Source organism: Chitinophaga oryzae (genome assembly GCF_012516375.2).
GTDB lineage: Bacteria > Bacteroidota > Bacteroidia > Chitinophagales > Chitinophagaceae > Chitinophaga > Chitinophaga oryzae.
In genome coordinates, this window is sequence record NZ_CP051204.2 from 6,058,177 (window position 1) to 6,083,220 (window position 25,044).

At 53.2% G+C, this 25,044-nt stretch carries 16 protein-coding genes; 6 read left to right on the forward strand and 10 right to left on the reverse strand.

All coding sequences use genetic code 11. From position 1 onward, the window contains the following. From HF324_RS23915 to HF324_RS23925, 3 genes are read left to right on the forward strand one after another with little or no spacing between them, the layout of a single operon-like run. Positions 1-2,202, forward strand: coding sequence for a hypothetical protein (locus HF324_RS23915; RefSeq protein ID WP_168861006.1), 2,202 nt, complete (start codon positions 1-3; stop codon positions 2,200-2,202). Positions 2,203-2,236: 34 nt separating this feature from the next. Beyond that, positions 2,237-2,626: a DUF6766 family protein gene (locus HF324_RS23920; RefSeq protein ID WP_168805070.1), complete on the forward strand. Its 390-nt coding sequence runs from the start codon at positions 2,237-2,239 to the stop codon at positions 2,624-2,626. Between the two features lie 12 nt (positions 2,627-2,638). Further along, the gene (locus HF324_RS23925) at positions 2,639-3,412 is read left to right on the forward strand and encodes an SDR family oxidoreductase (RefSeq protein WP_168861007.1); all 774 of its coding nucleotides are present in this window, start codon (positions 2,639-2,641) and stop codon (positions 3,410-3,412) included. A 117-nt stretch (positions 3,413-3,529) separates the two neighbouring features. Here HF324_RS23925 and HF324_RS23930 read toward each other — a convergent pair whose 3' ends face one another. Genes HF324_RS23930 through HF324_RS23945 form a run of 4 tightly spaced genes read right to left on the reverse strand, consistent with a single transcriptional unit; the run spans position 3,530 to position 10,953 of the window. Next, positions 3,530-4,768, reverse strand: a complete 1,239-nt coding sequence (locus tag HF324_RS23930) for a glycoside hydrolase family 88 protein (protein WP_168805074.1) — start codon at positions 4,766-4,768, stop codon at positions 3,530-3,532. 5 nt (positions 4,769-4,773) lie between these two features. Continuing rightward, the gene (locus tag HF324_RS23935; protein ID WP_168861008.1) at positions 4,774-5,685 is read right to left on the reverse strand and encodes a DUF5017 domain-containing protein; all 912 of its coding nucleotides are present in this window, start codon (positions 5,683-5,685) and stop codon (positions 4,774-4,776) included. A gap of 17 nt (positions 5,686-5,702) precedes the next feature. Beyond that, the gene (locus tag HF324_RS23940) at positions 5,703-7,736 is read right to left on the reverse strand and encodes a RagB/SusD family nutrient uptake outer membrane protein (RefSeq protein WP_168861009.1); all 2,034 of its coding nucleotides are present in this window, start codon (positions 7,734-7,736) and stop codon (positions 5,703-5,705) included. 10 nt (positions 7,737-7,746) lie between these two features. Further along, complete coding sequence (locus HF324_RS23945) at positions 7,747-10,953, reverse strand: SusC/RagA family TonB-linked outer membrane protein (RefSeq protein ID WP_258539185.1); 3,207 nt, start codon at positions 10,951-10,953, stop codon at positions 7,747-7,749. Between the two features lie 193 nt (positions 10,954-11,146). Between HF324_RS23945 and HF324_RS23950 the strand changes: the two genes are divergently transcribed. Further along, positions 11,147-15,121, forward strand: coding sequence for a hybrid sensor histidine kinase/response regulator transcription factor (locus HF324_RS23950; RefSeq protein WP_258539186.1), 3,975 nt, complete (start codon positions 11,147-11,149; stop codon positions 15,119-15,121). 78 nt (positions 15,122-15,199) lie between these two features. After that, positions 15,200-18,088 carry a polysaccharide lyase family 8 super-sandwich domain-containing protein gene (locus HF324_RS23955; protein ID WP_168861010.1) on the forward strand — a complete coding sequence of 963 codons (2,889 nt, stop codon included), beginning with the start codon at positions 15,200-15,202 and terminating at the stop codon, positions 18,086-18,088. On the opposite strand, the gene HF324_RS23960 is transcribed toward HF324_RS23955, so the two are convergent. Continuing rightward, the gene (locus tag HF324_RS23960) at positions 18,089-18,448 is read right to left on the reverse strand and encodes a winged helix-turn-helix transcriptional regulator (RefSeq protein WP_168861011.1); all 360 of its coding nucleotides are present in this window, start codon (positions 18,446-18,448) and stop codon (positions 18,089-18,091) included. A 131-nt stretch (positions 18,449-18,579) separates the two neighbouring features. On the opposite strand from HF324_RS23960, the gene HF324_RS23965 reads away from it, so the two are divergent. Continuing rightward, entirely contained in the window at positions 18,580-19,734 is a 1,155-nt protein-coding gene (locus tag HF324_RS23965; protein ID WP_168861012.1) for an MFS transporter, read from the forward strand. Positions 19,735-19,745: 11 nt separating this feature from the next. Here the strand turns inward: HF324_RS23965 and HF324_RS23970 are convergent, their stop codons facing one another. The 5 genes from HF324_RS23970 to HF324_RS23990 all read right to left on the reverse strand — a co-directional run bounded on the left by HF324_RS23970 (position 19,746) and on the right by HF324_RS23990 (position 25,034). Continuing rightward, positions 19,746-20,849: a transglutaminase domain-containing protein gene (locus HF324_RS23970; RefSeq protein ID WP_168805085.1), complete on the reverse strand. Its 1,104-nt coding sequence runs from the start codon at positions 20,847-20,849 to the stop codon at positions 19,746-19,748. A gap of 95 nt (positions 20,850-20,944) precedes the next feature. Continuing rightward, the gene (locus HF324_RS23975; RefSeq protein WP_168861013.1) at positions 20,945-22,297 is read right to left on the reverse strand and encodes a hypothetical protein; all 1,353 of its coding nucleotides are present in this window, start codon (positions 22,295-22,297) and stop codon (positions 20,945-20,947) included. Next, a complete protein-coding gene (locus HF324_RS23980) occupies positions 22,294-22,980 on the reverse strand; it encodes a hypothetical protein (RefSeq protein ID WP_168805089.1) in 687 nt (228 codons plus the stop codon). Before HF324_RS23980 ends, HF324_RS23975 begins: the two co-directional genes overlap by 4 nt. 125 nt (positions 22,981-23,105) lie before the next feature. Beyond that, positions 23,106-24,128 carry an LLM class flavin-dependent oxidoreductase gene (locus HF324_RS23985; protein WP_168861014.1) on the reverse strand — a complete coding sequence of 341 codons (1,023 nt, stop codon included), beginning with the start codon at positions 24,126-24,128 and terminating at the stop codon, positions 23,106-23,108. 18 nt (positions 24,129-24,146) lie between these two features. Continuing rightward, a complete protein-coding gene (locus HF324_RS23990) occupies positions 24,147-25,034 on the reverse strand; it encodes an aminoglycoside 6-adenylyltransferase (RefSeq protein WP_168861015.1) in 888 nt (295 codons plus the stop codon). Positions 25,035-25,044: the final 10 nt, after the last annotated feature.

Consider the following 25,044-nt stretch of genomic DNA (forward strand, 5'->3'; position numbering starts at 1 on the left):
ATGAAAGGAGTTACTCCACAGGCATTGGCTGTTGACGAACTGTTTAACCATCCTGAGTTAAAAGAGATATTCTATCAGCAACTCGGTTTCTGCCATTGTTATGTTTACTGTAAGAACGACGCGTTATGGATCGCTGCTGAATGGGCCGGCGGCGCCCGGGTTACTTTCAGGGCGGTGTACGCCCCGCATGACAGCATCACGGTCACAAAAACAGTCAAAAAGAAAAACCAGGCGGCATTCCATCTGCAAACCATTGCGGCCGCTTACACCGTTACGCTGGACCTCTATCCTGGCACGGTGCCCTGCTTCCGCTGCCAGACGACCGTTACGCCGCGCGCGACGCTGTCGTTCAATCATTGGCCGCGTGACATTACCGCGCTGAAAAAAAGCGGCGAAAAAGGCATCGCTGCAGGGACCGTTTATTTCACGCAACAAGGATTGCAAACAGGCATGATTTATTTCAGCGTCAATGAACCCGGTTCAGGCGCCGTTCTTTACCTGCAGCATCTCAGCTCGCTGAATCACTATTGCGAACAAACGAAAACGTCTGCCGGGCACACGGTGGGTGGTGACTGGCCGGACATCGGCTTTGCGCTGCCCGCCCCGAAAGACGGTGCGCTGCCGGCCGGCAAGCCCTGTGTGATCAGCGATACCTTCATCAGCCTGACGGCACAGCCGCCCGCCAACGAAACGGAGCAGTCCCTTCAACTGATGGAACTGCTGGCGGCCATCTATCCGCATCTTCCCAAACCGGAGGCACAATACCGCCACTGGCCCGATATCCAGGAGAGAACACATCGTCATCTGGAACGTGGCGCGGGCAACTGGTGCCAGGTAGCCGGCAATCCCTATCTCAATGCATATGTATGTGACTATAAAACGCCGCCGGAACTGATGGTACAGCTGGCGGTACTGCTGCCATTACGGGATTATCAGCAATGGAGCAAAGAAGAGATGCCGCTGGTGGAAGACCTGTTGAACATCATCCCCGATTTTTATGATGAAGAACTGAAAACGTTTGTCCGCTGGCTACCGGCAGCACAGCACCGATTGTCGCTGGAAGAAGAACACAAACACCCGCTAATCATGGACAGCTGGTATCTCCATCATCCGTTGCTGAACCTGCTACGGCTGCTCAAACAAGGCCATAAGGCTGTTCGCAATCAATTATTCACCTCGCTGGATTTCGCTATTAAGGTAGCCCGCCACTTTGCCTATCAGTGGCCGGTATTCTACAAAATGGACACACTGGAAGTAATAAAATCGGAAACAGCTCCGGGGAAAGGCGGCGAAAAAGATGTAGGTGGTCTTTATGCAGAAGTCATGCTCGCTGCCTGGGAAATCACCCAAAAAGAATTATACCTGGAAGAAGCGAAAGCTGCCTGTCTTTCCTTACAGCAAAAGGGATTCACCCTGCTCTACCAGGCCAATAATACCGCTTTCTCCGCCTGCGCAGCGCTTAAACTATTTCTGATCACTAAAGAAGAAACGTTCCGGGATATCAGTTATCTCTGCATCGCCAACCTGTTTAAAAACATGTGGTTGTGGGAATGTGACTATGGCTACGGGAAACATTACAGCACCTTCTTTGCCATTTTCCCTCTGCAGAACGCTCCTTATACGGCAGTATATGAAGAAGCGGAGTGTTTCTCTGCCTTGCATTATTACCTGCAACTGGCTGAAAAAACAGATCTGCCGCCGGCTTTCCGGGTGCTGGTCCCGGAATTCATCCGTTACTACCTGCACCGGGCGGTGTATTATTATCCACCGGCATTACCCGCCGAATGTCTCGCCACAACTATCAAAACCGGCGAGCTGGCCAGAAACCTGTGGATACCCGTCGAAGACCTGCGGGACGGCTGGGAACAGTCCGGCAGCGTGGGACAGGAAGTATATGGCGCAGGCCTCTGTTTCTCACTGGTGCCACGCCACTATCATCTCCTTCCCGGCACATCGTGGCTGCTGTTTTCCGACTATCCACTGAGCGGATTTACCGACTCAGCCAACACCATCTCCTTTACCCTGGCCGGGCATAAAAGCATGCATGCCCACCTGCGCCTCATCCCGCAAAAAGAAAATGAGTCGCTGCCCTCCCTGCAGGTATTAGCCGGGAAAACAGCCATAGAAGGCTCTCCCCGGGACGATGGACATCTATTGTTCCGGCTGCCGGGAGATCAACAGGTAACCATCTTATGGACATAAAACAATCTATTATTCACCTTTTATCTGTCAGGCTATGAAAACGAATATCTCAAAACCATCGTACTGGAAACGCAAAGCCTATTTCTGGGTAACCCTGCTGCTGTTCATCGCCTCTATTATCCTGCACTGGTATTTTGGCTGGAAAGATTATGTACAGGAACAACTCACACACGCTGCGCCCATCGAGGTGCCGGATTATGTGGCACAAATGATGCGGGACACGTTTGAAAACTGGCAGTCTGAATTTCTTCAGCTCATCTGGCAGGTAGTAGGCTTGTCCTTCCTCTGGTATTGTGGCTCGCCTCAATCCAAAGAAGGCGACGACCGCCGCGAAGAAAAACTGGACTACATCATCAAACAGCTCGATCCGGAAAAAGCGGAAGCCCTGCTGGAAGAATGGAAAACAAAATATCCTGACAAATAAAACCGGAACACCATGGATAACACAACTTCTGCTACCAACAAAAATTACCAGCCGGAAACGCTCTCCGGAAAAAGAATCCTCATCACCGGCGGCACCACCGGCATCGGCAGAACGACCGCCCTGCTGCTGGCAGAACAAGGTGCTACTGTGATGCTCTTCGGCAGGCACGCGCCGGAGCTGGAAGACACCCTGCAACAGTTCCGGGAAAAAAATCTGGAGAAACAAGTGCATGGCTTTACGGCAGATATTGCCACCGAAGCCGGTATTCGGCAGGTGTTTGAACAGGTGGACCAACAAATGTCAGGACTGGATATCCTGATCAACAACGCCGGGCTCCCTTTCGGCGGCGTATCGGAAGGCTCCTATAAAGACTGGCAATACCTGGTAAACACCAACCTGCTGTCTTACATGGCCTGTTCACAGGAAGCCATCCGGCGGATGCAGCCGCAGCAAAAAGGCCAGATTGTTTTCATCGGTTCGCTGAGCGCCAAGGTGCGAACGGCTGACAGCTCCGTCTACTCCGCCACCAAAGCGGGCGTACAGGCCTTTGCAGAAGCGTTGCGCAAAGAAACAATATCGCAGGGCATCAAAATTTCACTGATAGAACCAGGGCTCGTAGATACGGACCTGCTGGACATGGACGCGGCCAAAAGAACCGAACTGCTCCAACAAAATAAAATGTTGATAACAGATGATATAGCATCCTGCGTAGCTTACATACTAACGCAACCGTGGCGCAGCAATTTTATGATGGCCAGAGTAGCGCCGGTACAACAGGAAGTATAAATATTTTGGGATTTTTTGATTTACGGATTTTTTGATTTCGGGATTGATAAAAAAGAAGATCAAAGCGTTTTTTTTATTCGCGTTATAGATGCCCGAAATCAAAAAATCCGTAAATCCCTACATCCCCAGGTATTTTTTGTATCGCTGTAACGCTTCCATGAAATAATAATCTGCATATACCAGCGGCACATCAATTTCGTTGTTGTGCGGAATGCTGCCCACACTATGCATCAGGATGAAATTACCGTTAGCTCCTTCCGGCGCCCTGTAAGCCGGGCCAGCCAGCGTATGCAGCATCTCAATAGCCGCCTGACGGTATCCCGTTCCTTTTTTAGCATCTACATAACCGCTCAGCTCAAACAGGGCGGCAGACACAATTGCTGCGGCAGACACGTCCCGGTATTTCGTTTTTACCTTCAGCGCATTGGACCGCACACCGGGCGTATAGCCTTTTTCTTCCGCATTAAAATCCCAGTAGGGCACTTTGTCTTTCGGCAGGTTTCTGCTGTTGAGGTACCAGTCAGCCATACCGGCAGCCGTTTTCAGGAAGCGCGGATCTTTTGTTTCCCGGTAGATCATGGTAAAGCCATAGATACCCCACGCCTGGCCACGCGCCCACGTGGAATTATCAGCATACCCCTGCGCCGTTTCCCGTGCCAGCACCTTACCGCTGGTGGTATCATAACACACCACATGATAAGAGCTGTAGTCCGGCCGTATCTGGTTATGCATGGCGGTTTCCGCGTGACTCACAGCGATGTGGCGGAAGCTGGTGTCACCGGTCTCCCTGGAAGCGAAAAACAACAGCTCCAGGTTCATCAGGTTATCGATGATAACGGGATACCGGTACAACTGTTCTCCATGCCACGACTTAAACGCATTCCAGGATTTGATGCTTTTGGTGACCGGATTATAACGGGTACTCAGCGAACGGGCGCCCTGCACCAGAATATCCCTGTAAGCTTTGTTGCCTGTAAGCCGGTAGGCGTTGCCGTAGCTGCAGTACATCATAAAGCCCAGGTCATGGTGCTGTGTAAAATACTGCAGCGGCTCCAGTTTCTCCGTCCACCGCAACGCCTGCTGCTGCAGCGCCGGGTCTTTTGACAACTCATAGCCATACCAGAGCGAGCCTGCAAAAAAGCCGGGCGTCCAGTCATACATGGAAGTAGTGGTCATCTTCCCCGCGCCGTCGGTCGTCCGGGGAAAAGCCAGGCTGTCGCGCGTTGCTGTCTCCTTCAGCATATGCTTCAGCTGTTGCTGCGCAAAGCCGGTATTGCTGCTGATAAAATCCTTTTCCGTAAAGGTGGTGTATGCCGTTAATCCGGCGGCAACCACGAAACAAAGCAATGGTTTCATAATTTTTATGGTGTCACTTTAATGATAAATTCACGGACAGTGCTTTTCTCCTCGTCAAGCGTATGGTTGTAAGCCACAAAAGTCGCCCTGTATACGCCCGGCGCCGGATACACATAGGTGTACTCCGCCTTGTCCGGCTCGTTGATGCTTTTCACGCCTGTGCTCACGTCGGGGGCTATACGCCCCACATACAGCGGTTTAGACATCACCCAGCTGGTATTGGAGGGGGCGGCATCATTGCCGCCGTTAATTTTAAGATCGGTGGCCGACGCTGTCCAGCGCGCGCTGGCAGGGTTCCAGACATTACCGAAGCGGGTCCAGTAGGCCACATCTGCAGAAAAGGAACTGAGGGAAACCGTTCTGTCGGGAAGCACATTATTGACAGCCCACTCGGTGATGGTCCAGGTACGTTGGGTCGATCCCGTTACACCGCTGTATTTAAAAGCGATAAACAGGGAATCGCTGGCGTTGGCCACCAGGTCTGTCAGGTCTGCTGTGCCAAAAGCCGTGACAGTAGCGTTGGTAGCCAGGGTACCGCGGGAACTGATATCTTTCCAGGCGGCATTCACCACCGATGCGGAATCATATCCGGCCAGTTTATTGGTAGCCAGCACCTGCAGGGTATTTTTCTGGTTACCCCACTCTGATTTGGAAGCAAAACTCAATGTCAGCCTGCCCAGTTTGTAGGTAGGGATGCGACTATCATAACGTTTGCCGGTTTCGCCGGAATAAAAGGCGATGTTACCCACCGTACCGGTGATCTTAAACCGGGTGGTATCCCCCAGCCGGTATACGAAAGTATCGGCTACCTGCCGCGCCGGATCGGGTGAAACGTTGAAGTCGGGCGTATCCACCTGCATTTTTTTGGAACAGGCGGCGGCAGCGAATGCCAGGAGTATGAGGAATGATTTTTTCATGTGTCTGTTTTTTTGAATTACCAGCCTTCGTTCTGTACCAGTAAACGGTTAAGGTTAAGCTCATACGTCGGTTTGGGCAGCAGCACATGCCGCTGGCTCACGTTACGCACGCCCTGCAGCCCGTTAGGGTTGCCGGTGGACGTTACGCCGGCGCCATTGGAAGTGGCCCACGCGGCAAACTCCTGCATGTCTGCCACAAAATGCCCCCAGCGGATCAGGTCCGCTTTACGCAGCGCTTCAAAGCACAGCTCCCGCATTCTCTCATCACGGACCGCCAGCTGAAAGGCTTCTTTACTGAGGCCCGGCGTCAGGTCAGATTCTGTGCCGTTGGTAATGGTGGCGGTAGCTGTAGCAGCCGGACCGGCATAGGTAAACACGGCGCCTGTCACGGCGGCGTCGGAAGCGCCGCTGGTATGTACCGGCGCAGTATTGGTGGAAGTACCGGCGGTGGTCACCGTGTACAGGTTGCCCCCGTTGGTGATCTGTACACCGGCAGCATAACTTACACCCGGCGTCCAGAAAGTACCCACGACCACCACCGGCGCGGTCGTGTAGTAAGACCCGGGCGTCAAAGCTCCCGGGCTGCTCAGGTAGATGCCTGTTACCTTGCCCGAAGTGAGGATAGCCGTAGCCGTAGCGCCGTTACCGCCGCCACCGGTGATGGTGACCGCCGGCGCAGCGGTATAACCGGCGCCGCTGTTGGTAACGGTGACAGACTTCACCACATTACCGTTCTGCATACCATACCCCCGCTTACGTACCTGGTTAATATACGTATAGGCGTTAGCGGGGCCATTCACGAAGTTCTCCGCTTCCGCGCGCATCAGCAACACATCCGCGTAACGGATCATGGGCCAGTTGATATTGTACGTACCGGCGGTACCGTTAGTATTGCGGATCGACTGCGGCACATACTCCCTTCTGAACTTGCCGGCGCACATCTGCCAGACATTGGGACGGGCGGCTTTTACACGGGGATTGGTTCCGTTGTAAATGTAGTTGGCGCAGTTCCAGTCACGGCGGATATCCAGCGAAGCTTTATTAGGCGTGGCGGTGCTGTTGGGGTCTGTCTCATAAGCGTCAAACAGTTTTTTGGTCACCCACACCCAGGCAGCGGCATTGTAGGAAGTAGAGTCCAGCGCCGTAATGGCGGACTGTATCCCCACAAAGTTACCGATGTCGTTACCGGACTTGTTGACCACGCCCGCGGCCGCGCCCAGCGACCCCAGCTCCCAGATGTTTTCTTTTACGTCGTACTGGTCTCTGGCCAGGTTGATGAAGATCTGCCGGTAATCGGGGTTCAATGCATGAAGGCCGGAGGTAATCACTTTATCGGTATAAGTGATCACATCGCGGTATTTGGCAGTATTGTTCTGCGGATAACCGGCCCAGTAGAGATATACTCTTGCCAGCATGGCCTGCACGGCGGTCAGCGTCACGACGTCGTTATATTTCGCCTGTATCACCGTGTAATCTTTCAGCAGCGCCTCTGCTTCTTTCATGTCTTTTTCCACCTGCGCATATACTTCCGCCTGTTTGGCAGCGGCCAGGTTGACTTCATTGATCGCTAGCGGACGCAGCACCAGCGGCACATCGCCATAATTGCTGGTCAGGATGAAATAGAAAAAACCTCTCAGGAACAACGCCTGCCCTTTAAGGATATTCCGTTTTCCTTCGTCCATCACCGGCTTGTCGATGTTCTGCAGTAATACGTTGAGGTTATTAATGCCGACGTAAGAGAACTTCCAGATGTTGGCCACGTGCACCAACGATGCATCGTAGTTGTACCGCAGACCGCGGGCATCGCCGTCGGCGGTGCGGTTGGCCATCACCTCGTCGGTGGTGGACACGAAGTTGAAGCCCATCACCTGCGCATACAGTTCCGGGCGCATCAGGTCACTGTATACCCCGTTCAGCGCCTGCTGCAGCTGCGCCTCGGTGTTATAATAATTATCAGGCGTGTAAAAATCCGTCGGTTTGGTATCGAGGAATTTATTGCAGGAAGTAAGTCCTGCTATGGCGATACATGCCGCTATGCAAATACGTTTCATGTTCATCAGTTTAGAAGGTTACGTTTAAGCCGGTCACATAGGACAGTGAGTGGGGGTACACAGCGTAATCGAAGCCGGGCGTGAGATTGCCGGGCCTGCCGCTCACCTCGGGGTCCATGCCGGAATATTTGGTCCATGTATACACGTTCTGTGCGGAGCCGTAGATCCTTACGTTTTTGATTTTAGCGCGTTTCAGCCATGTGCCGGGGAAATTATACCCGAGCGATATGGTACGCAGTTTCAGATAGGAACCATCTTCCACCACCCGGGAGGAGTAAGCCGCGTTCCCCATGCCGCCTGCGCGGAACAGCGTGTTGCTGGGATTGGTGGGCGTCCACCTGTCGGCGTAACTGGCGAACTGGTTCAGGTTGGGGTTGTTCACGATGCCTCCTTCAAACACGTAACGATTGGCGTTGATGATATCGTTGCCGTAAGACCATTGCAACAGGATGTTGAGATCGAAGTTGCGGTAACGGAAATCATTGCTGAAGCCGCCGGTATGTTTCGGTAAACCGCTGCCGATAATCGTATAGTCCTGGTTGTTCACCTGTCCATCGCCGTTCAGGTCTTTGTAGCGGATATCACCCGGACGGATCGTGTTCCGTGCCGCGCCATTGGTGGGCACTTCCGGCTTCAGCAGGTAAGTACCGTTGGGCATCACATCAAAATCACCGTACTGGTACACCCCGTCGAATACCAGTCCATACATTTCGCCCAGCGGTCTGCCGATCACGGAGATATAGGGAAACAACCCGGAGTAGGTGGTATTGAAGAAAGTACCGGAACCGGAGAGGATAGACTGCTGTCCTTCCGCCAGTGATAATATTTTGTTTTGATTGAAGCTGATGTTAAAGTTACTGTTCCAGGTGAAATCTTTTTTATCGACTACTGTACCGGCCAGTGTGATCTCCAGGCCCCTGTTCTGCAGCTTGCCCACGTTTTTAAAGCCCTGTGCGTTTTCGATTCCGTGCGCATAAGGCAGTGCGGCGTACAGCAGCAGGTCTTTGGTGGTACGCTGATACACGTCTACCGTGAGGGAGAGCCTGTTCTTCAGGAAAGCGAGGTCCAGGCCGATGTTGGTTTGTTCGTTGGTTTCCCAGCGCAGGTTAGGATTACCGGAAGACGTCATGATGGCGCCGATGCCCAGCGGGCCATTGCCGTAAGAATACCAGTATTGCGTGTTGGTAAGCGTCAGCTGTGGCAGGTAGGCAAAATCGTCTACCCGGTTGTTACCGGAAGCGCCATAGCCCAGCCTGATCTTGGCATCGGAAATAAAGTGCAGGTCTTTCATGAATGCTTCGCTGCTGAAACGCCATGCGGCAGATACCGCGGGGAAGTAGCCCCACCTGTTGCCCGGGGCGAATTTGGAAGAGCCGTCCGCGCGGATGGAAGCGGCGAAGAGGTATTTGGAATCATAGTCGTAGTTCACTCTCAGCGCGCCGGAAGCCATGCTCCAGCGGGAGGTGAGCGATATCAGCGACGTATTGGCCGGAGCGGCCAGGTCTAATGCGTCCATGCCGAGATCTTCATTCGGGATCTGGTTGGCGGCAAAACGGCGGCGTGCCATTTTGTATCCCTGCGCTTCAAATACGCCCAGCACGGTCAGGTTATGCACTTTGTTCCAGCGCTTGCGGTACGTCAGTGCGTTCTCCGAACGCCAGAGCGACGTGGGCCTGTACTCCACGCTGCCGTTTACGCCGTTGGAGTTCCACTTGCTGCCTAATTGTGTTTTGGAATTATTAAAGATATCGATACCGGTGTTCACCGTGTTGATACCGCCGGCGACCCGCAGCGTCAGCTCTTTGGTGATGGCATATTCAGCGTAAGCGTTGGCGATCAGGTTGGTCACCCGCGTTACTGTATGCTGGTTCCGGATATTCTGTAAAGGATTCACGCGGTAGTCCTGGTTGTTGGCGATCTCGTTTCCCGGATCATAAAAATCATCGATCAGGTTGGCCGCGCTGTCTCTCCCCGAAATACTGTTGGTAGGCCGGAATCCCCATACCGAATACAGCGTCGTGGCGGAGGCGTAAAAATTGGTAGCGGAAACAGGGATACCGTAACTTTCATTATACGCATAGTTGGCGTTGATGCCTACTTTCAGCTTGCTGTTCACCGTCTGGTCCAGCGAAAAACGGCCCTGGTAACGTTTGAAGCCGCCATTGATGATAATCCCTTTCTGGTTGTTGAAGTTACCGGAAAGCGAATAGCGGGTTTTATCGTTGCCGCCGCGTACGGCAATGTCGTGGTTCTGATTTTGCCCTACACGATAAATAAAATCCTGCATATCGATGGACTCCCTGTTTTTATAATCTTCCAGCTTCACACCGCCGGCGAGATAGATGGAGTCATACATGGAAGGATTCACATCGCCGACATACTGCACGAACTGGTAAGCGTTCATTAAAGGTATCTTGTTCGGTATCTGCTGCCAGCCGTAGTAGCCGTTGTAAGTCACCTGCGGCGCACCGGACCGGCCCTTTTTGGTGGTGATCAGGATAACGCCGTTGGAGCCGCGGGCGCCATAGATGGCCGTAGCGGAAGCGTCTTTTAATACGTCGATGGATTCGATGTCGCCGGGGCTGATAGCGTTGGCGTTGGAGCTCTCCGTCGGGAAACCGTCGATCACATACAGCGGGGAATTATCTTGTGTGATAGACCCTGCGCCACGGATCACGATATTGGCGATAGAGCCGGGCTGCCCGTCATTACTGGCTACGGCCACCCCTGCTACGCGGCCGGCCAGCGCTTCGTCGAACGATTTCACCGGCGCTTTCTCAAACTCCTTCATATTCACGCTGCCCACAGAGCCGGTAAGATCTTTACGTTGCTGGGTGGCATAACCTACCACCACCACATCATTGAGCGTACCTACGCGGTCCTGCAGCCGGACGTTATACTCCGTGCGGTTATCTACCGGCAGCTCTGTTTTTTCATACCCGATAAAAGTGAATACCAGCGTAGCGCCCGGAGCGGCGCTGATCACAAAACGACCGGCATCGTTGGTACTGGTGCCCGTCTTGTCATTTTTGACCATCACCGTCACCCCTACCAGCGGGCTGCCGTCTTTGTCCTTTACAATCCCGGACACGGTCTTTTTCTGCTGAGCGAAAAGGGAAAGCGGGACGGTCAATACCCACATAATCCCCACTAGAAAACAACTGAAGGCGAAGCGGGACGTTCTCCCCTTGCAGGATGATTGGCATCTCATATTCATAAGAGTGGAATTGAACGGAAATTCTGGTTGATGCACAAATATGTTGTAACGCGGTCAGATTGCAGGGGGACAATCCTAAATGAATGGGGTGAATTTTATAAATACCCCTCCAACCTGCTGATTATCAGAAGAATAAAAACGTCCCCCCGGAGAAAAAATCTTACAGGGGTAAATACAATGCTTATATTAGAGCATGATTTGGAGGTGTTTCCTGTTCTTATGCCTGTTGTTCTCCGCTGCTTTTTCCCAAAGCAGCGGGCAGGATATTACCTTCTCGCACCTCACCGTGGAAAACGGACTGTCTCATAACGCAGGGCTGTCGATCGCGCAGGACCAGCAGGGCTTCGTCTGGGTAGGCACTCATTATGGCCTCAACCGGTACGACGGTTTCCGTTTTAAGATATACCGTCACCATGCGGATGACAGCACCTCGCTGCCCGACAACCAGATCATGACCCTGTACCGCGACCGCCACAACACCCTCTGGGCGGGGACCACCGGCGGACTGGCCAGATATGACCCGGTACACGACCGCTTCGAACGGATACCACTGGAGCCCGCCCCCCGCCGTACCAATATCAACTGTATTTATGTAGACAGTAAGAACCGTCGCTGGGTGGGCGCCAACAACGGGCTTTTCCTGCAAGACGGGAAACGGCTGGTACAGCTGACGCCGGGAAAAATCGCCGGTTATGTGGTTAAATGCGTGTACGAAGACCGCCACGGCAATATCTGGATCGGTACCAACAAAGGCCTCACCAGAATGACCGGCGACCGGTACGAGACTTTCCGGCATGAAGACGGACAAACGAACGGCCTTGCGATGAATTTCATCACCGCTATCACGGAAGACCGTTCTGGTAAATTGTGGATCGCCACCCAAACCGGTGGTATTAATATATATGATCCTTCAACGGGCCGTTTTTCGCTGCTGGCCCAGCCGGCCATTATCAACAATATCGTCCGCAGGATCGTTCCCGACAAAGCCGGCAATATGTGGATCGGCACCCAGGAAGGCCTTAGCATCGTCGATCCGGTGACGCTGCGCGGACGCCACTACCAGCAGGAGCCTCACAACAATAACAGCCTTAGCCAGAATTCCATCCACAGTATTTATGAAGACAACAACGGCACCTTCTGGATCGGTACCTACTTCGGCGGCGTGAACATGGTGCGGCCTGACGGCAGCTCTTTTAAAGCCTGGCAGCAGCATCCCCCGCTGGACGGTATCAGCAACAACGTGATCAGCAGCATCCATGAAGATGCCCGCCATAATTACTGGATAGGTACGGAAGGCGGCGGCCTTAATTATTACGACCGCAGCACCGGCCGCTTCACTTATTATAAACATGATGTCAATAATCCCGCGAGCCTCGGTTCCAACCTGGTGAAAGTAGTCTATGAAGATAAAGATCACCACATCTGGACCGGCACCCACGGCGGCGGCCTGAACCTGTTGCAGCACGGCAGCTTCCGGCGCTATTTCTATAACCCCAAAGATCCCGCTACCTTTTCGGGGGAAGTGACCTCCGTGCTGGAAGACAGCCGGGGCAGGTTCTGGGTGGGCACCAATGTGCAGCTCTACCTGTTGCACCGCAACGGCGTGGAACTGGAGCAACAGGCAGATACCGCGCTGATGGGCGTTGCCAAACGGCAGTCCATCCGTTGTATCGTGGAAGACAGCCGCCGGCGTATCCTGGTGGGGACCATTAGCGGCTTGTATGTGCTGGAAGGCGATACCGCACGGGTATTGCAACAGGGGTATATCAACTCCATCCGGGAAGACTCCCAACACAATATCTGGGTGAGCATGTATTTCGGCGGGCTGATAAAATACAATGCAGCCCTGGAGCGCCAACGGCATTACACGGAAAAAGACGGTCTGCCGAACGACAACGTACTGGGGCTCCTGGAAGACGACCAGCATTATCTGTGGATCAGCACCCATAACGGGCTGACACGCCTGGACCCCGCCCGCCACCGGTTCCAGACCTATACTGTCAGCGACGGTATCGCCGGCAACGTGTTCAACTACAACTCCTTTCTGCGTGACAGCCGCGGGGAGTTCCTTTTCGGCGGATACAACGGCATCACCAGTTTCTTCCCCGAAAAAATCATCACCAATACCTATCCCGCCCCGATCCGTTTTACAGGCCTGCGTTTGTTCAACAACCCGGTGGGCATCGCCCAAAAAGATCAGTTGCTGAAAGAAGATATCAGTTACACGAAAGCGCTGCGCTTCCGTCATAACCAGGATGTGTTTACGCTGGAATTCGCGTTGCTCAACTATATCAAGAGCAGCAAAAACCGCTACGCCTACCGGCTGGAAGGTGGCGACGGCAACTGGATAGAGACCACCAACCCGGCAGTCACCTACACTAACCTGTCGTCCGGTCATTATACTTTCTGGGTAAAGGGCGCCAACAACGATGGTATCTGGAGCGAGCCGGCCAAAATGGAGATAACCATCCTGCCGCCTTTCTGGCTTACATGGTGGGCTTTCACCATCTACGCCATGTGTATCGGCCTGCTGATTTTCTTTGTTGCCCGCTTCTTTTTCCTCTGGGCCCTGCTGCATAAGGAAGAAGAGCTGCACCAGGTGAAACTGAATTTCTTCACCCATGTGTCGCATGAGATCAGGACGCACCTGACGCTGTTGCTGGTGCCGGTAGAGAAAATGATAGATACGCTGAAGAAAGACGACCCGCTGCAGGCCACGCTGACACAGCTACGCAACAATGCCGACCGGCTGCTGAAGCTGGTGAATGAGCTGATGGATTTCCGCAAGGCGGAAACCAACCACCTGAAGCTGCAGGTACAGGAACAGGACCTGATCCCTTTCCTCGACCAGATCTACAGCAGTTTCCGGGAGCTGTCGCTGGACCGCCATATCAGCATGGCTTTCCGGCATGACACAGAACACGCGCAGGTGTACTTCGACCGGGAACAGCTGGAAAAAGTGTTTTTCAACCTGCTGACCAACGCTTTCAAATTCACGCCCGACGGCGGCAGCATACAACTGCATGTATCGCAGGTACGGCAAAACATAGTCGTTACCGTTACCGACAATGGCCGCGGTATCGCCCCCGAATACCTGGGCAAACTGTTTACCAATTTCTTCCAGGTGCAGGACCACGGTCAGCAGAATACGGGTTACGGTATCGGGCTGGCGCTGTCCAAAAATATTGTGGAGCAGCACAAAGGCACGCTGACGGTGGAAAGCGAACCTTCGACCGAGGGAAGCCAGGGCCGTACCTGCTTTACCGTTACCCTGCCGCTGGGCGTCCGGCATTTTGAAGGTACGCAGCACGTTGTAGGCGGCGAGCCGGCCATGCCCGCCGCACCGCTGAAAATGCCGCTGCCTTCCGAAGAAACGGAGGCCGATGCCGCCGCCAGTCCGCAGCCTTTTACCATCCTCATCGTGGAAGACAATCCCGAGCTGCGCGCCCTTATCCGTCAGACCTTCCAGCACCAGTACCAGGTACTGGAAAGTGAAAACGGGGCCGCCGGTTTGGCGATCGCCACTGCCCAGATCCCGGATATGGTGATCAGCGATGTGATGATGCCGGAAATGGACGGGCTGCAGTTCTGTACCGCGCTTAAAACCGATGAGCGTACCAGTCATATCCCGGTGGTGCTGCTCACCGCCAAAAGTTCACAAGCCGATCATGTGAGTGGCCTCGAAACCGGCGCCGACCTCTATCTTACCAAACCTTTCAGCACGCGGGTGCTGGCGCTGAATGTCCGTAACCTCATCGCTTCCCGTGAAAAGATGCGGGAACGTTACAGCCGGCAGCTGCAGGCAGAGGCTGTCATCCCCGACCCGCTGCCCAACAGCCTGGACAATGCTTTCCTGGAGAAAGTGATGGCCCTCGTGGAAGAGCATATGGACGATCCCGAATTTGGCGTAGAGATGCTGGCCCGCAAGGTCGCCATGAGCCAGCCGGTGTTATATAAGAAGCTGAAAGCCGTAACGAACATGTCGGTGAACGATTTTGTGAAGTCGCTGCGCCTCAAAAAAGCCGCGGCATTAATCCGTACCCGTCAGCATACCGTTTACCAGGTTGCTTATATGGTAGGATATAACGACCGTAAATATTTCAGCCGCGAATTCAAAAAACAGTTCGGGAAAACACCTTCCGAGTTCGCGGAAGCTCCTGAATTGTGAAAAATCCCCCTATTCTCTTAGAAAAACCACCCCGCCACCACGGCGGCTATCCGTAGATTTGTTACAAATCCCACTGTTATGAAGCTGAAAATTCTACACTTTTTCGGGCTCCTGTTCTGTACCCTTGGCGCAGCGGCCCAAACGGAATACACCACCATCATGGACCGCGTCCGGGAGGAACTGCTGGCCCAGGCGTCCAACACCACTACGCTGGACAACAACGTTACCGCTACCCTGTCTACCTTACAGGCCAGCGGCTCCTGGCCGGACGTAAACTACGCCTACAGCTCCACCACCTATACGGCCGATGTGCACATCAACCGGGTGAAGGCTTTCGCCCAGGCCTATACGAAACCGGCCAGTACCCACTACCACAGCACCGCGCTGTTTACCGCCATTGTCAACAGCCTCACCTACTGGAACACCACCGATCCCAAAAGCTGGAACTGGTACCATAACGATATCTCCAATCCCCAGCGCATCGGGGAGATCCTCATCCTGCTGGAGACAGCCCCGCAGTCCCTCGGCAGCCTGCGCAGTGCGCTGCTCACGCAAATGAGCCGGGGCAACCCCAGCAAACAGGCCGGCGCCAACAAACTGGACGAAGCCATCCACTTTATGTACCGCTCCTGCCTGACCGCCAACGATTCGCTGATGCAGTACAGCGTAAACGAAGCATTTTATCCGCTGGTGCTTACCTCTGCAGAAGGGATACAACACGACCTTTCCTACCAGCAGCATGGGCCGCAGCTGTATATCTATGGATATGGGACGGTATTCGTAGAGGGGGAAACGAAAGTCGCCTACTATCTGCGGGGGACCTCCTACGCCCTGTCAGGCAGCAGGCTGGCGCTCTTCAGCAGTTTTGTGCGCAACAGTTTCCTGAAAGCCATGCGCGCCAAATACATCGACTTCGGTACTAACGGCCGCAGTATCAGCCGCGAGAACAACCTGCAGGTTGGCGTCACCAGCCTGCTGCAAAAGCTCAAAGTGCTGGATACCGCGTATGCCGGCGAATACGACGACAACATCGCGCGGCTCAACGGCAGCCAGCCGCCAGGCTATCATTTACCCGCCCTGCACAACCATTTCTGGCGTTCGGATTATTCCCAGCATCACCGCAGCGGCTACCTGTTCGGACTGCACCTCACCTCCACTCGTACCGCCAAACAGGAAAACGGCAACGGCGAAAACCTGAAAGGCTATTACCTGTCAGATGGTTCCACCCATATTGCCGCCAGCGGCAACGACTATTTCAATATTCCGCCGGTATGGGACTGGAGCCGCATACCCGGTACCACGGTACCTTATATCACCACCATCCCGGTACGTGCTCCCTGGGGCGTCAATTTCGGCACCACCGCTTTTGCCGGCGGCGTGTCCGACTCGCTCTACGGCGTGTCCGCGCTGCAGTTCTCCGACTACAGCACACAAGCCCGCAAAGCCTGGTTTTTTTTCGATAAAGAAGTGGTATGCCTGGGAGCCGGCATCAGTTCCACTGCCACGCAGCCTGTCAATACTACGGTGAACCAGTGCCTGCTCAACGGCGCCGTGTCCGCCAAAATTGACGGCGCCGTCAATACCGTGGCTAACGGCAGCTACAGCTATAATAACAATCTGAAATGGATCACCCATAACGGCATCAGTTACTATTTCCCCGCCGGCGGCCAGCTGCAGCTGAGCATGCAGTCGCAGTCCGGCACCTGGAGAAGCATCAACAACGGCGGCAGCACCACTGTACAAAACATGAACGTGTTCCAGCTCTGGTTCAATCATGGCAACGCACCGGCGAACGGCACGTATGTTTACTATGTATTGCCCGGACAGGACATGAACACCTACGATACTACTGCGGTGCGGATTGAACAAAACACCGCCGACGTACAGGCCGTATATCATGCAGGCCTGAATATCCGGCAGCTGGTATTTTACCAGGCCGGCACTTTCCATAAAGACTCGGTAACTATCACCGTAGACCGTGCCTGCACCCTGATGCTGCACGGCATCGGCACCGGCCAGGTGAAAGTATCCGTCGCCGATCCGGCGCAGTCTTCCGCTCCGGTCAATATTTACCTGACCCTGCCTGGTATTCCGCAGATGCGTCACCTGGCCGCCAGCCTGCCTTCAGGGCCTTATGCCGGTTCAACCGCCACCTACCAGGTTAACAACAACACACCGGTATATTCCGCTGCTACGGTGACCGCCATCGCAGATGCCTATGTGCGGGGAGGCAGCTACAATACCGCCAATTACGGTACCGGCAACCTCGTGCTCAAGCAGGACGGCAGCACCAGCTACACCCGGGAGGTGTTCCTGAAGTTCAATGTCGGCGCCATACCTGCCGGTACCAACCAGGTGAAACTGCGCATGTACGTCAACTATGCCAATACCAGCATCGCCACCGTGCCCTGGATAGCCCAGTACGTGGGCAATGACAGCTGGACGGAGAGCGGTATTACCGACAGCAACAAACCCGCTGTCGTCAAGGCAGTAGATACCGTTATGGGAAGAGGTGCGGGCAACTTCGCCGAATGGGACGTAACGGACATCGCACTGACGGAAAAGGGCGCAGATGGCATACTGACGCTGAAGCTAGTATCCGGGCTGGCAGGCGCCACCACCGATGCGATCTTCATTTCCCGGGAGGGCAGCGACTCCACGCAGCGCCCCATACTCGTCTGCAGCAGTAACAACAACACCTTCACCGCCATGATGGCCACAGATAAAACAACCAGCACCGGGATCACACTATCGCCCAATCCCGCTGCTGATTACATCAGGGTGCAGACAGCCACGCCGTGGCAGCAGGCAGAGTTAAGAGATGCAGCCGGAAAAGTGTTGCTGATGGAAAAGCTGAACGGACGGCAACAGTTTGAACTATCGTTGTCGCATATACGTTCCGGAATGTATTGGCTGGTATTGAGCGGTGGGGGTAAACAAGCGGTAAAGAAGGTCGTGAAACTGTAACTAGATGTCTTTAGGCGGGTATTCAATGCCCGCCTCTTTTATCAGCTCATAGCCGTATTTCATGATCGTTTCGATGACGGGGATCGCTTTTCTTCCTTTCTCCGTCAGGCGGTATTCCACCTTCGGCGGCACTACCGGAAACACCTCGCGGCTGATCAGGTTTTTGCTTTCCAGTTCCCGCAACTGGCTGGTCAGCATTTTATCCGTAATATGCGGGATGTCTTTTTTCAGCTCACTGAACCGCAGCGGCTTCTCCTGCAAACGCCAGAGTATAGGCATCTTCCACGTTCCGCCGATATGGCCCAACGCAAATTCGATCGGCGTGTAATACAGTCTCTTATCGTGAAAGAATTCAGGCATCCGGTTATTTCCCGCTAAAATACGAAACCTCTCCCGAAGGAGGATACTTACCAAATGGAAAGTATCTCACGAAGTCGTCAGTACATCTGTTTACAACAGTCAAACTGCAATTTTGCCGGAAAAATTTTTCTATGCGTTCAGAAAAAAATCTCTGGTTGCTGGCGTTGGGTGTGTTTGGCATCACCACTACTGAATTTGGCGTGATCGGGGTCTTACCGGACATAGCAACAGCTTTTCATGTCTCCATTGACAAGGCAGGCTGGCTTCTCAGCGCTTTTGCGCTGATAGTGGCTTTCTTCGGGCCTTTTATGATGATGCTCTTTTCAAAGACCAACCGCAAAAACCTGTTGCTTTTTTCACTGTTACTTTTTGCGGCGGCCAATGTGCTATCTGCTTTTGCCCTGAATTTTTACCAGTTGCTGCTGATCAGAATGCTGCCGGCTTTCTTTCATCCGGTGTACTGGTCCATAGCGCTGTCTTTCGCGATCAATAACAGTGACAGGCCAAACACTTCCAAAGCGGTCAGCATTATTTTCTCCGGCCTTACCGTAGCAACGGTACTGGGAGTGCCCCTGGCCACTTTTGTTTCCGCGATGTTCAACTGGCAGGGCGCTTTCCTGGTCACTGCCTTTATCAATGTAGTCGCTTTTGCGGGGGTAAAGTGGTGGCTGCCGCCGGTACCGGCAGGCCATACAGCGGTGGCCTCATCACAGCAAAACATTTTCCGTAACAGGCTGCTGTGGACCAATCTGCTGCTGGCCTTTTTCATCATTACAGCGATGTACGCCACCTACGGCTATATGGCGGATTTTTTAAAGCAGGTGTCTCACATGAATGGTAGTACGATCAGCATGATGTTGCTGTTATTCGGCGTGGTGGGTATCGGGGGTAATTATCTTGCGGGGAGATATATGAGCAGGCAACCCTATGTGACTACGCTGTTGTTCCTGTTATTATTATCAGGAGTGCATGTACTGTTGTATTGGCTGGGCGGTACGCTCCTGCCGATGGTGTTGCTGACTTCCGTGTGGGGACTCATTCATGCCGGCGGTTTTCTCATCAGCAATATACAGGTGACCAGCTCCGCGCCGGAGGAATCGGAGCTGATCAACAGTATCTTTACCTCCTGCGGCAATTTCGCCGTTACGGCCGGCGCTTTGCTGGGCGGGCACTGGATTGCAGGCTATGGCATCGTCAACGTGGTTTGGGCCAGCGTGGGATGTTTGACCATCGCGCTGCTCATCCTGCTTTTCAAGCGATTAAGATATCAGCGTCCGGGGCTTTAGCCCCGGGATGGTTATGGTTTCACCCAGAACAGGTCCGGGTTGTTGGTCACCTGGAAGCGGTAGCCGGTTTTGATCGTGCTGTCCGCTTTAGTGCTTTCCTGGTTCAGGCCATCCAATGGCACAAGCTGTACATAAGCGGGCCACTTACCCGTTTCCGCGTTATATACGCTGGCGGCAGGTGTTTCCAGGCGGTAGAGGTTTTTGGCCATATAGTTTTCCAGGTACTGTTCTTTGGTGGTGGAATTTTTCCGGTTCCAGTTGGCGTCAGGATTCAGGATCAGCGGCTTTCCGTTGATCAGCTTTTCCCTTACCTCGGCCGGCCCAAGCAATTCTCCTTTTTCATTCATCACATAGGCGTTGAAGGTAGGGTCCATCCAAAGCCATTTTTGTTTGTCGGTAGAATACACCATGTTGATCACATGACAGTCGTCGAACTTCAACTCTTTGGGCATGCAGGTTAAAAACCTGGATTTGAAGCCCATCGCGAGATAACATTCATTCAGCACCGTCGCCATCATGCGGCAGTTGACGCCTCTTCCCTCTTTGTTACAGATACCGATAATATCCACCGCATTTTTTTTGGCGGGGTTGTTACTGTTACCATCATGCCGGATAATATCATGTACCCAGTGCATCAGGTTGATCATTTGGGAGATTTCGTTACCGTTCCCCGCAATGGAATCCAGTTTGAGTTCCCGGCGGATATTTTTCAGCACCTCATCATCGGCCGACTGATAAGTGAAAGCCGACACCTCTCTTTTATCGGCATAGTTGTACTTCTTTGCTTTTTTCAGCATCTCCAGGCGGGGCGGTTGATATTGAATCCTTGTCAATGCGGAATCTCTCCCGTTCAGCAGGATATAGAAATCCTGCGGTTTGTCCTGCTTTACCTGGATGGAGATGGAATCCACGTCCGTATAGAAAACCACCTTCTTTGCCGAGGTGATGTAAATATCCGGTTTGGTGGCCGGCTCGATGGTCCAGGTATTTTTGGAGAAATTGGGTCCGTCTTTAATGCTGACAGTTTTGGCAGTGGCGCGGATAACGGGCAATTGCTGCGCTAAAGCAGAGGCACTTAACCCCGCCAGCACCAGGAATACAGGTAAGGACTTCATGATTAGATCGATTTATGAAAAACATATGTTGTTCTATAAAGACGATCCGGTTTATAAAAGGTTGCAGCAAGTGCCCATTTATTTTAACAGCGCCCTTAAAGAAACATTTTCCTGGAACGGCAAAACTCTGATAAACAGCTTTGTAGCGTTTTAAATTGCAAGGTATACACATAATGGGTATTACCCTTGCGAATATACCGGAGCAGATGGTAGGACCCATGGTAACGGTATAGGATGCCGTTATCATCCTGTTCCAGTACACTGATGCCTTCCCGTTCAAAATCAGCCCTGATTTTCCCGATATCTGTAGAGAACCTGGTGTTTTTCAGGGAATATACCCCACCACTCGCCAGTGACAGCGACCTGTTCCCGTTCTTATCCAGTTCCTCTACCGGGTAATAGCGGCTGTCGGGGTTTTCGCTCGAAAATTGCAGGCTGTCCATCACGCCAAACTGGTAAAAATTGCTGCCGCCGGTATAAAATTCGCGGACCTGGTAATTAGGCGGTAATGTGATGGCGAGTGCACCCACCGTCTGTTTCTCCCCTTTGCTATCGCATCCCGGGAAGTTATAGGCATCCCGGCTGATCCCTATTTTCTCCGCTTTCAGGGAACGGAAGATCGGTACGAGAGGGAGCAATTCTTCTGTACTTTCCTGCTGCGCAGTAGCCATGTTAACATATCCGCCGGATACGGACGCGCTGTTCGTCAACAGGTAGCCGCCGGCCCCTTTCTCTTTCGTTTTCCAGTCGTAATAAGGATGTATGCTCAGCCACAGGTTTTCTTCCTTTACCACAGGCCAGAAGCCTCTGTCAGACAGTGAATCATTATGGTTATAGCCGGCATCGAAAAGATTAAAATCACTTTCAGGCTCATCTCCGGTCTTAGACAGGAACTGGTAGCTGTCGGCCGTGCGCACAATAAAGTATTTATCACGGGGCAATCGCAGGCTGTACGCGCCGAGGTTTACTTCCACATCGGTATTTTCCGGATTATCTTTTGGCAGATTCACCACCGGGTGTTCTTTAACAGCGTCCATCAGCTGTTGATGCACCAGCATTTTGGAAGCCTTTACCTTTTCCAGGAAGACCTGTTCATTGTCGCCCGCCGGCTTGCAGATAATGAAGCCGATATTATTGTTGTTACCGTAAATCAACACTTTCAATTTGCCATCGGTTATTTTGGGCGTTACTTCCCATTCCTTTTTCTCTGATAGTTTACTGCTATCGAAAGATACCGGCTGCAGGCCGTTTTTATAGGCATCGTAATATTGGATGTTGCCTGTTGTTAGGTCGTAGGTCAGGTAGTCCAGTGTCGAAAATTCCTGCATGACGGCGTCAAAAAACAACGAAGTAACGATAACCGGTTTGGTTTGTTCCACCTGCCAGTAGCTTTTTTGTGCGAAGGAGAACAACGGGAAAAACAATAGTGATAAGGCGAATGATCTCATGGTTGGTGGGTGGGTGTATGCTTCCTGATGTCAGGATCGTTAAAATAGTCTTCCGATTGGCTGTAAAAAGCGGGTATTACCTGGTTATAGATCGTTAGTCTTCCCCTCCTTCCGCTTTGTTTAACGCCATTTCTTGTTTCCGAGGCGGTTCCATCGAGCGCTTCGTTTTCGATGGTCAGGCGGGCAACGATACCGTTCTTTTTCCAAACGTATACGCTGCCGCCATAGCTTTTCTCACGCACCTTTTTTTCCGCTCCCCATAGGGCGCTCAACGCTTTTCTCAGTGTCACTACATCGTCGTCGGAAAACACGCCGGCCATCAGCTTACCTTTCGGTCCGTGGTTGCCCACTTCAGCGACAAAAATGACAAGCCGTCCGGCATTGTCGGTGAGTAGCCCCGGGTTGCGCAACGGAACAGCTTTGAAATAGACGACCGGTTTGATCGTTTCTTTGTTCCAGTCAATGTTGTACCGGGGACTGATAACACTGATGATTTGCGCAGGAACTTTTTCACCATAGAGGCCTACGGTGTAGTTTTTGTTCTCATCAAAAGCGACCGTATCTGCCCGGATGCCGGCCGTTTCCAGCTGCGGCCATACGGGCGCCGTCAACAGGCGGTCTACCTGCAACTGTTGTCCATAAACGTCAGGAGTGGCTACACCGGCGGTTAACAACAGTGTCATAAAAATAGAAAAACGTATATGCTTAAGGGTATACATGCTTCCAAAAGTAAGGATTCTACGGACAGCAGGATATCCTGGTCAATATTCGCCCCGTTTGACTTAATATCCGATAATACCCTGTTCAATTATTGCAACGACGGTACGATCTCTTTTCCGATCAGTGCGATGGAGTTCATCAGTTTATCATGTGGGAGATTGGCGTTGTCCATCTGGAACGTAAAACGGGTGATACCTCCCAGCGCTTCGCTGTGCCGGCGGATTTTGTCCGCCACTTCCTGCGGGCTGCCTACCAGCAAAGCGCCGGTGGGGCCGTTCTGTGCATCAAACTGCGGGCGTGTGACCGGTCCCCAGCCCCGCTCCCTCCCGATGCGGGTAAACACTTCGGCGTAGCCAGGGAAAAATTCGTCCCTCGCCTGTTGCGACGTTTTGGCGATATATCCCAGCGAGTGCAGCCCCACCTGTAACTTTTCTTCCGGGTGCCCGGCTTTCCGGCCGGCTTCACGGTAGAGGTCTACCAATGGCCTGAAACGGTGCGTTTCACCACCGATCACCGCTACCATCAGCGGCAGTCCCAACGTGCCCGCCCGTACGAAAGACTGCGGCGTGCCGCCCACCCCCACCCAAACGGGCAACGGCTCCTGTACCGGCCGCGGATAAACAGGCGCATTTTCCAACGGCGCCCTGAATTTGCCGCTCCACTCCACGCGCTCTTCGTCCCTGATCTTCAGCAGCAGCTCCAGCTTTTCTGTGAACAACGCATCGTAATCATCGAGGTTGTAACCGAACAGCGGAAAGGCTTCTATAAAGGAACCGCGGCCCACCACCATCTCGGCCCTTCCTTTGGAAATAATGTCCAGTGTGGCGAAGCTCTGGAATACCCGCACGGGGTCGGCAGCGCTCAGCACGGTGACAGCGCTGGTCAGTTTAATCTGCTTCGTGCGCGCCGCAGCCGCCGCCAGTATCAGCGTGGAGGCCGAATCCAGGAATTCGCGGCGGTGATGTTCTCCCAGCCCGAAAACCGCAAGGCCCGCCTGGTCCGCCAGCACCATCCGTTCCAGCAGGTTGTCCATCTCTTTCATATCAGCAGCGGCGTTATGGCCGCCGGTTTGTGATTTCGTGGCAGCGAAGCTGTCGATCCCTATTTCCATGTGAATGTGTTTATCCGGTTAATAAATCTGTGCAGCGTTTTTTGGCAGCTGCTGTACGTGCCGCATATACGCTGTTACGTCCCTGTCCCAGTGGTCGGGGTACTGATAATTCAAAGCTGCCGCCACTACGCCCGCCACTTCCCTGAAGAGCGCGGTGGTGGTGAATACTGCCTTCCATACTTCCTGCATGCCTGCAGCCGGGTAGGTAGCCAGTAATCTTTCGTATACCGCGGGTTCCAGGTAGCGCTGGTAGAACTTCCCGAACTTGCCTGGGTTGACGGAGAAGTTATAACGGCAACCGATATACCAGTCGATCATCTGCAGCAGGGCGCCGCGGACCACCTGGTTGCCCAGCTCCCTGACCAGTATCTCCTCCTGCCGCCACAGGCCTTTCGCCAGGCCGGCATTGGTATACCAGAATTCATTGCAGCAATCGATAAAAGAACGCTCCGAAGGTTTTCCCACTATGTAGCTGGCATCGCTGGCAGGCGGCAGCGGATGGTCTTTAAACAATCCGGCCTTGTCCCATATCACCTTGCACAAACTGTCTCCCGTAAAGTTATCCAGTATCTCTAAAGGGACCATCATCAGGTCTATGCGATTGCCATCCTTAAACTGCAGCAGGTAGGAAAAAGCGCCTGCCAGTTCCGGCGCCGGCGGATACAGTTCCATGTCTTCCGGCAGCTGCGCTATCATTTGTTCTCCAAAAACATCTACCCAGTGGTGGTTTTCGAGGAAAGGGGCCAGGTCTTCCACCACGTAGATGATGTCGAAGTCCTGGAAAATGTCCGGCGTTACGTTGGGATTGGAGCGTGACCCGTCCTGCAACACCGCCAGTATCCGGGGATCTTTTTCTGCCACGCGAAGGATCAGGTTCATCATTTCCGTTTCATTTCTGCTGGTCATATGGTCATCT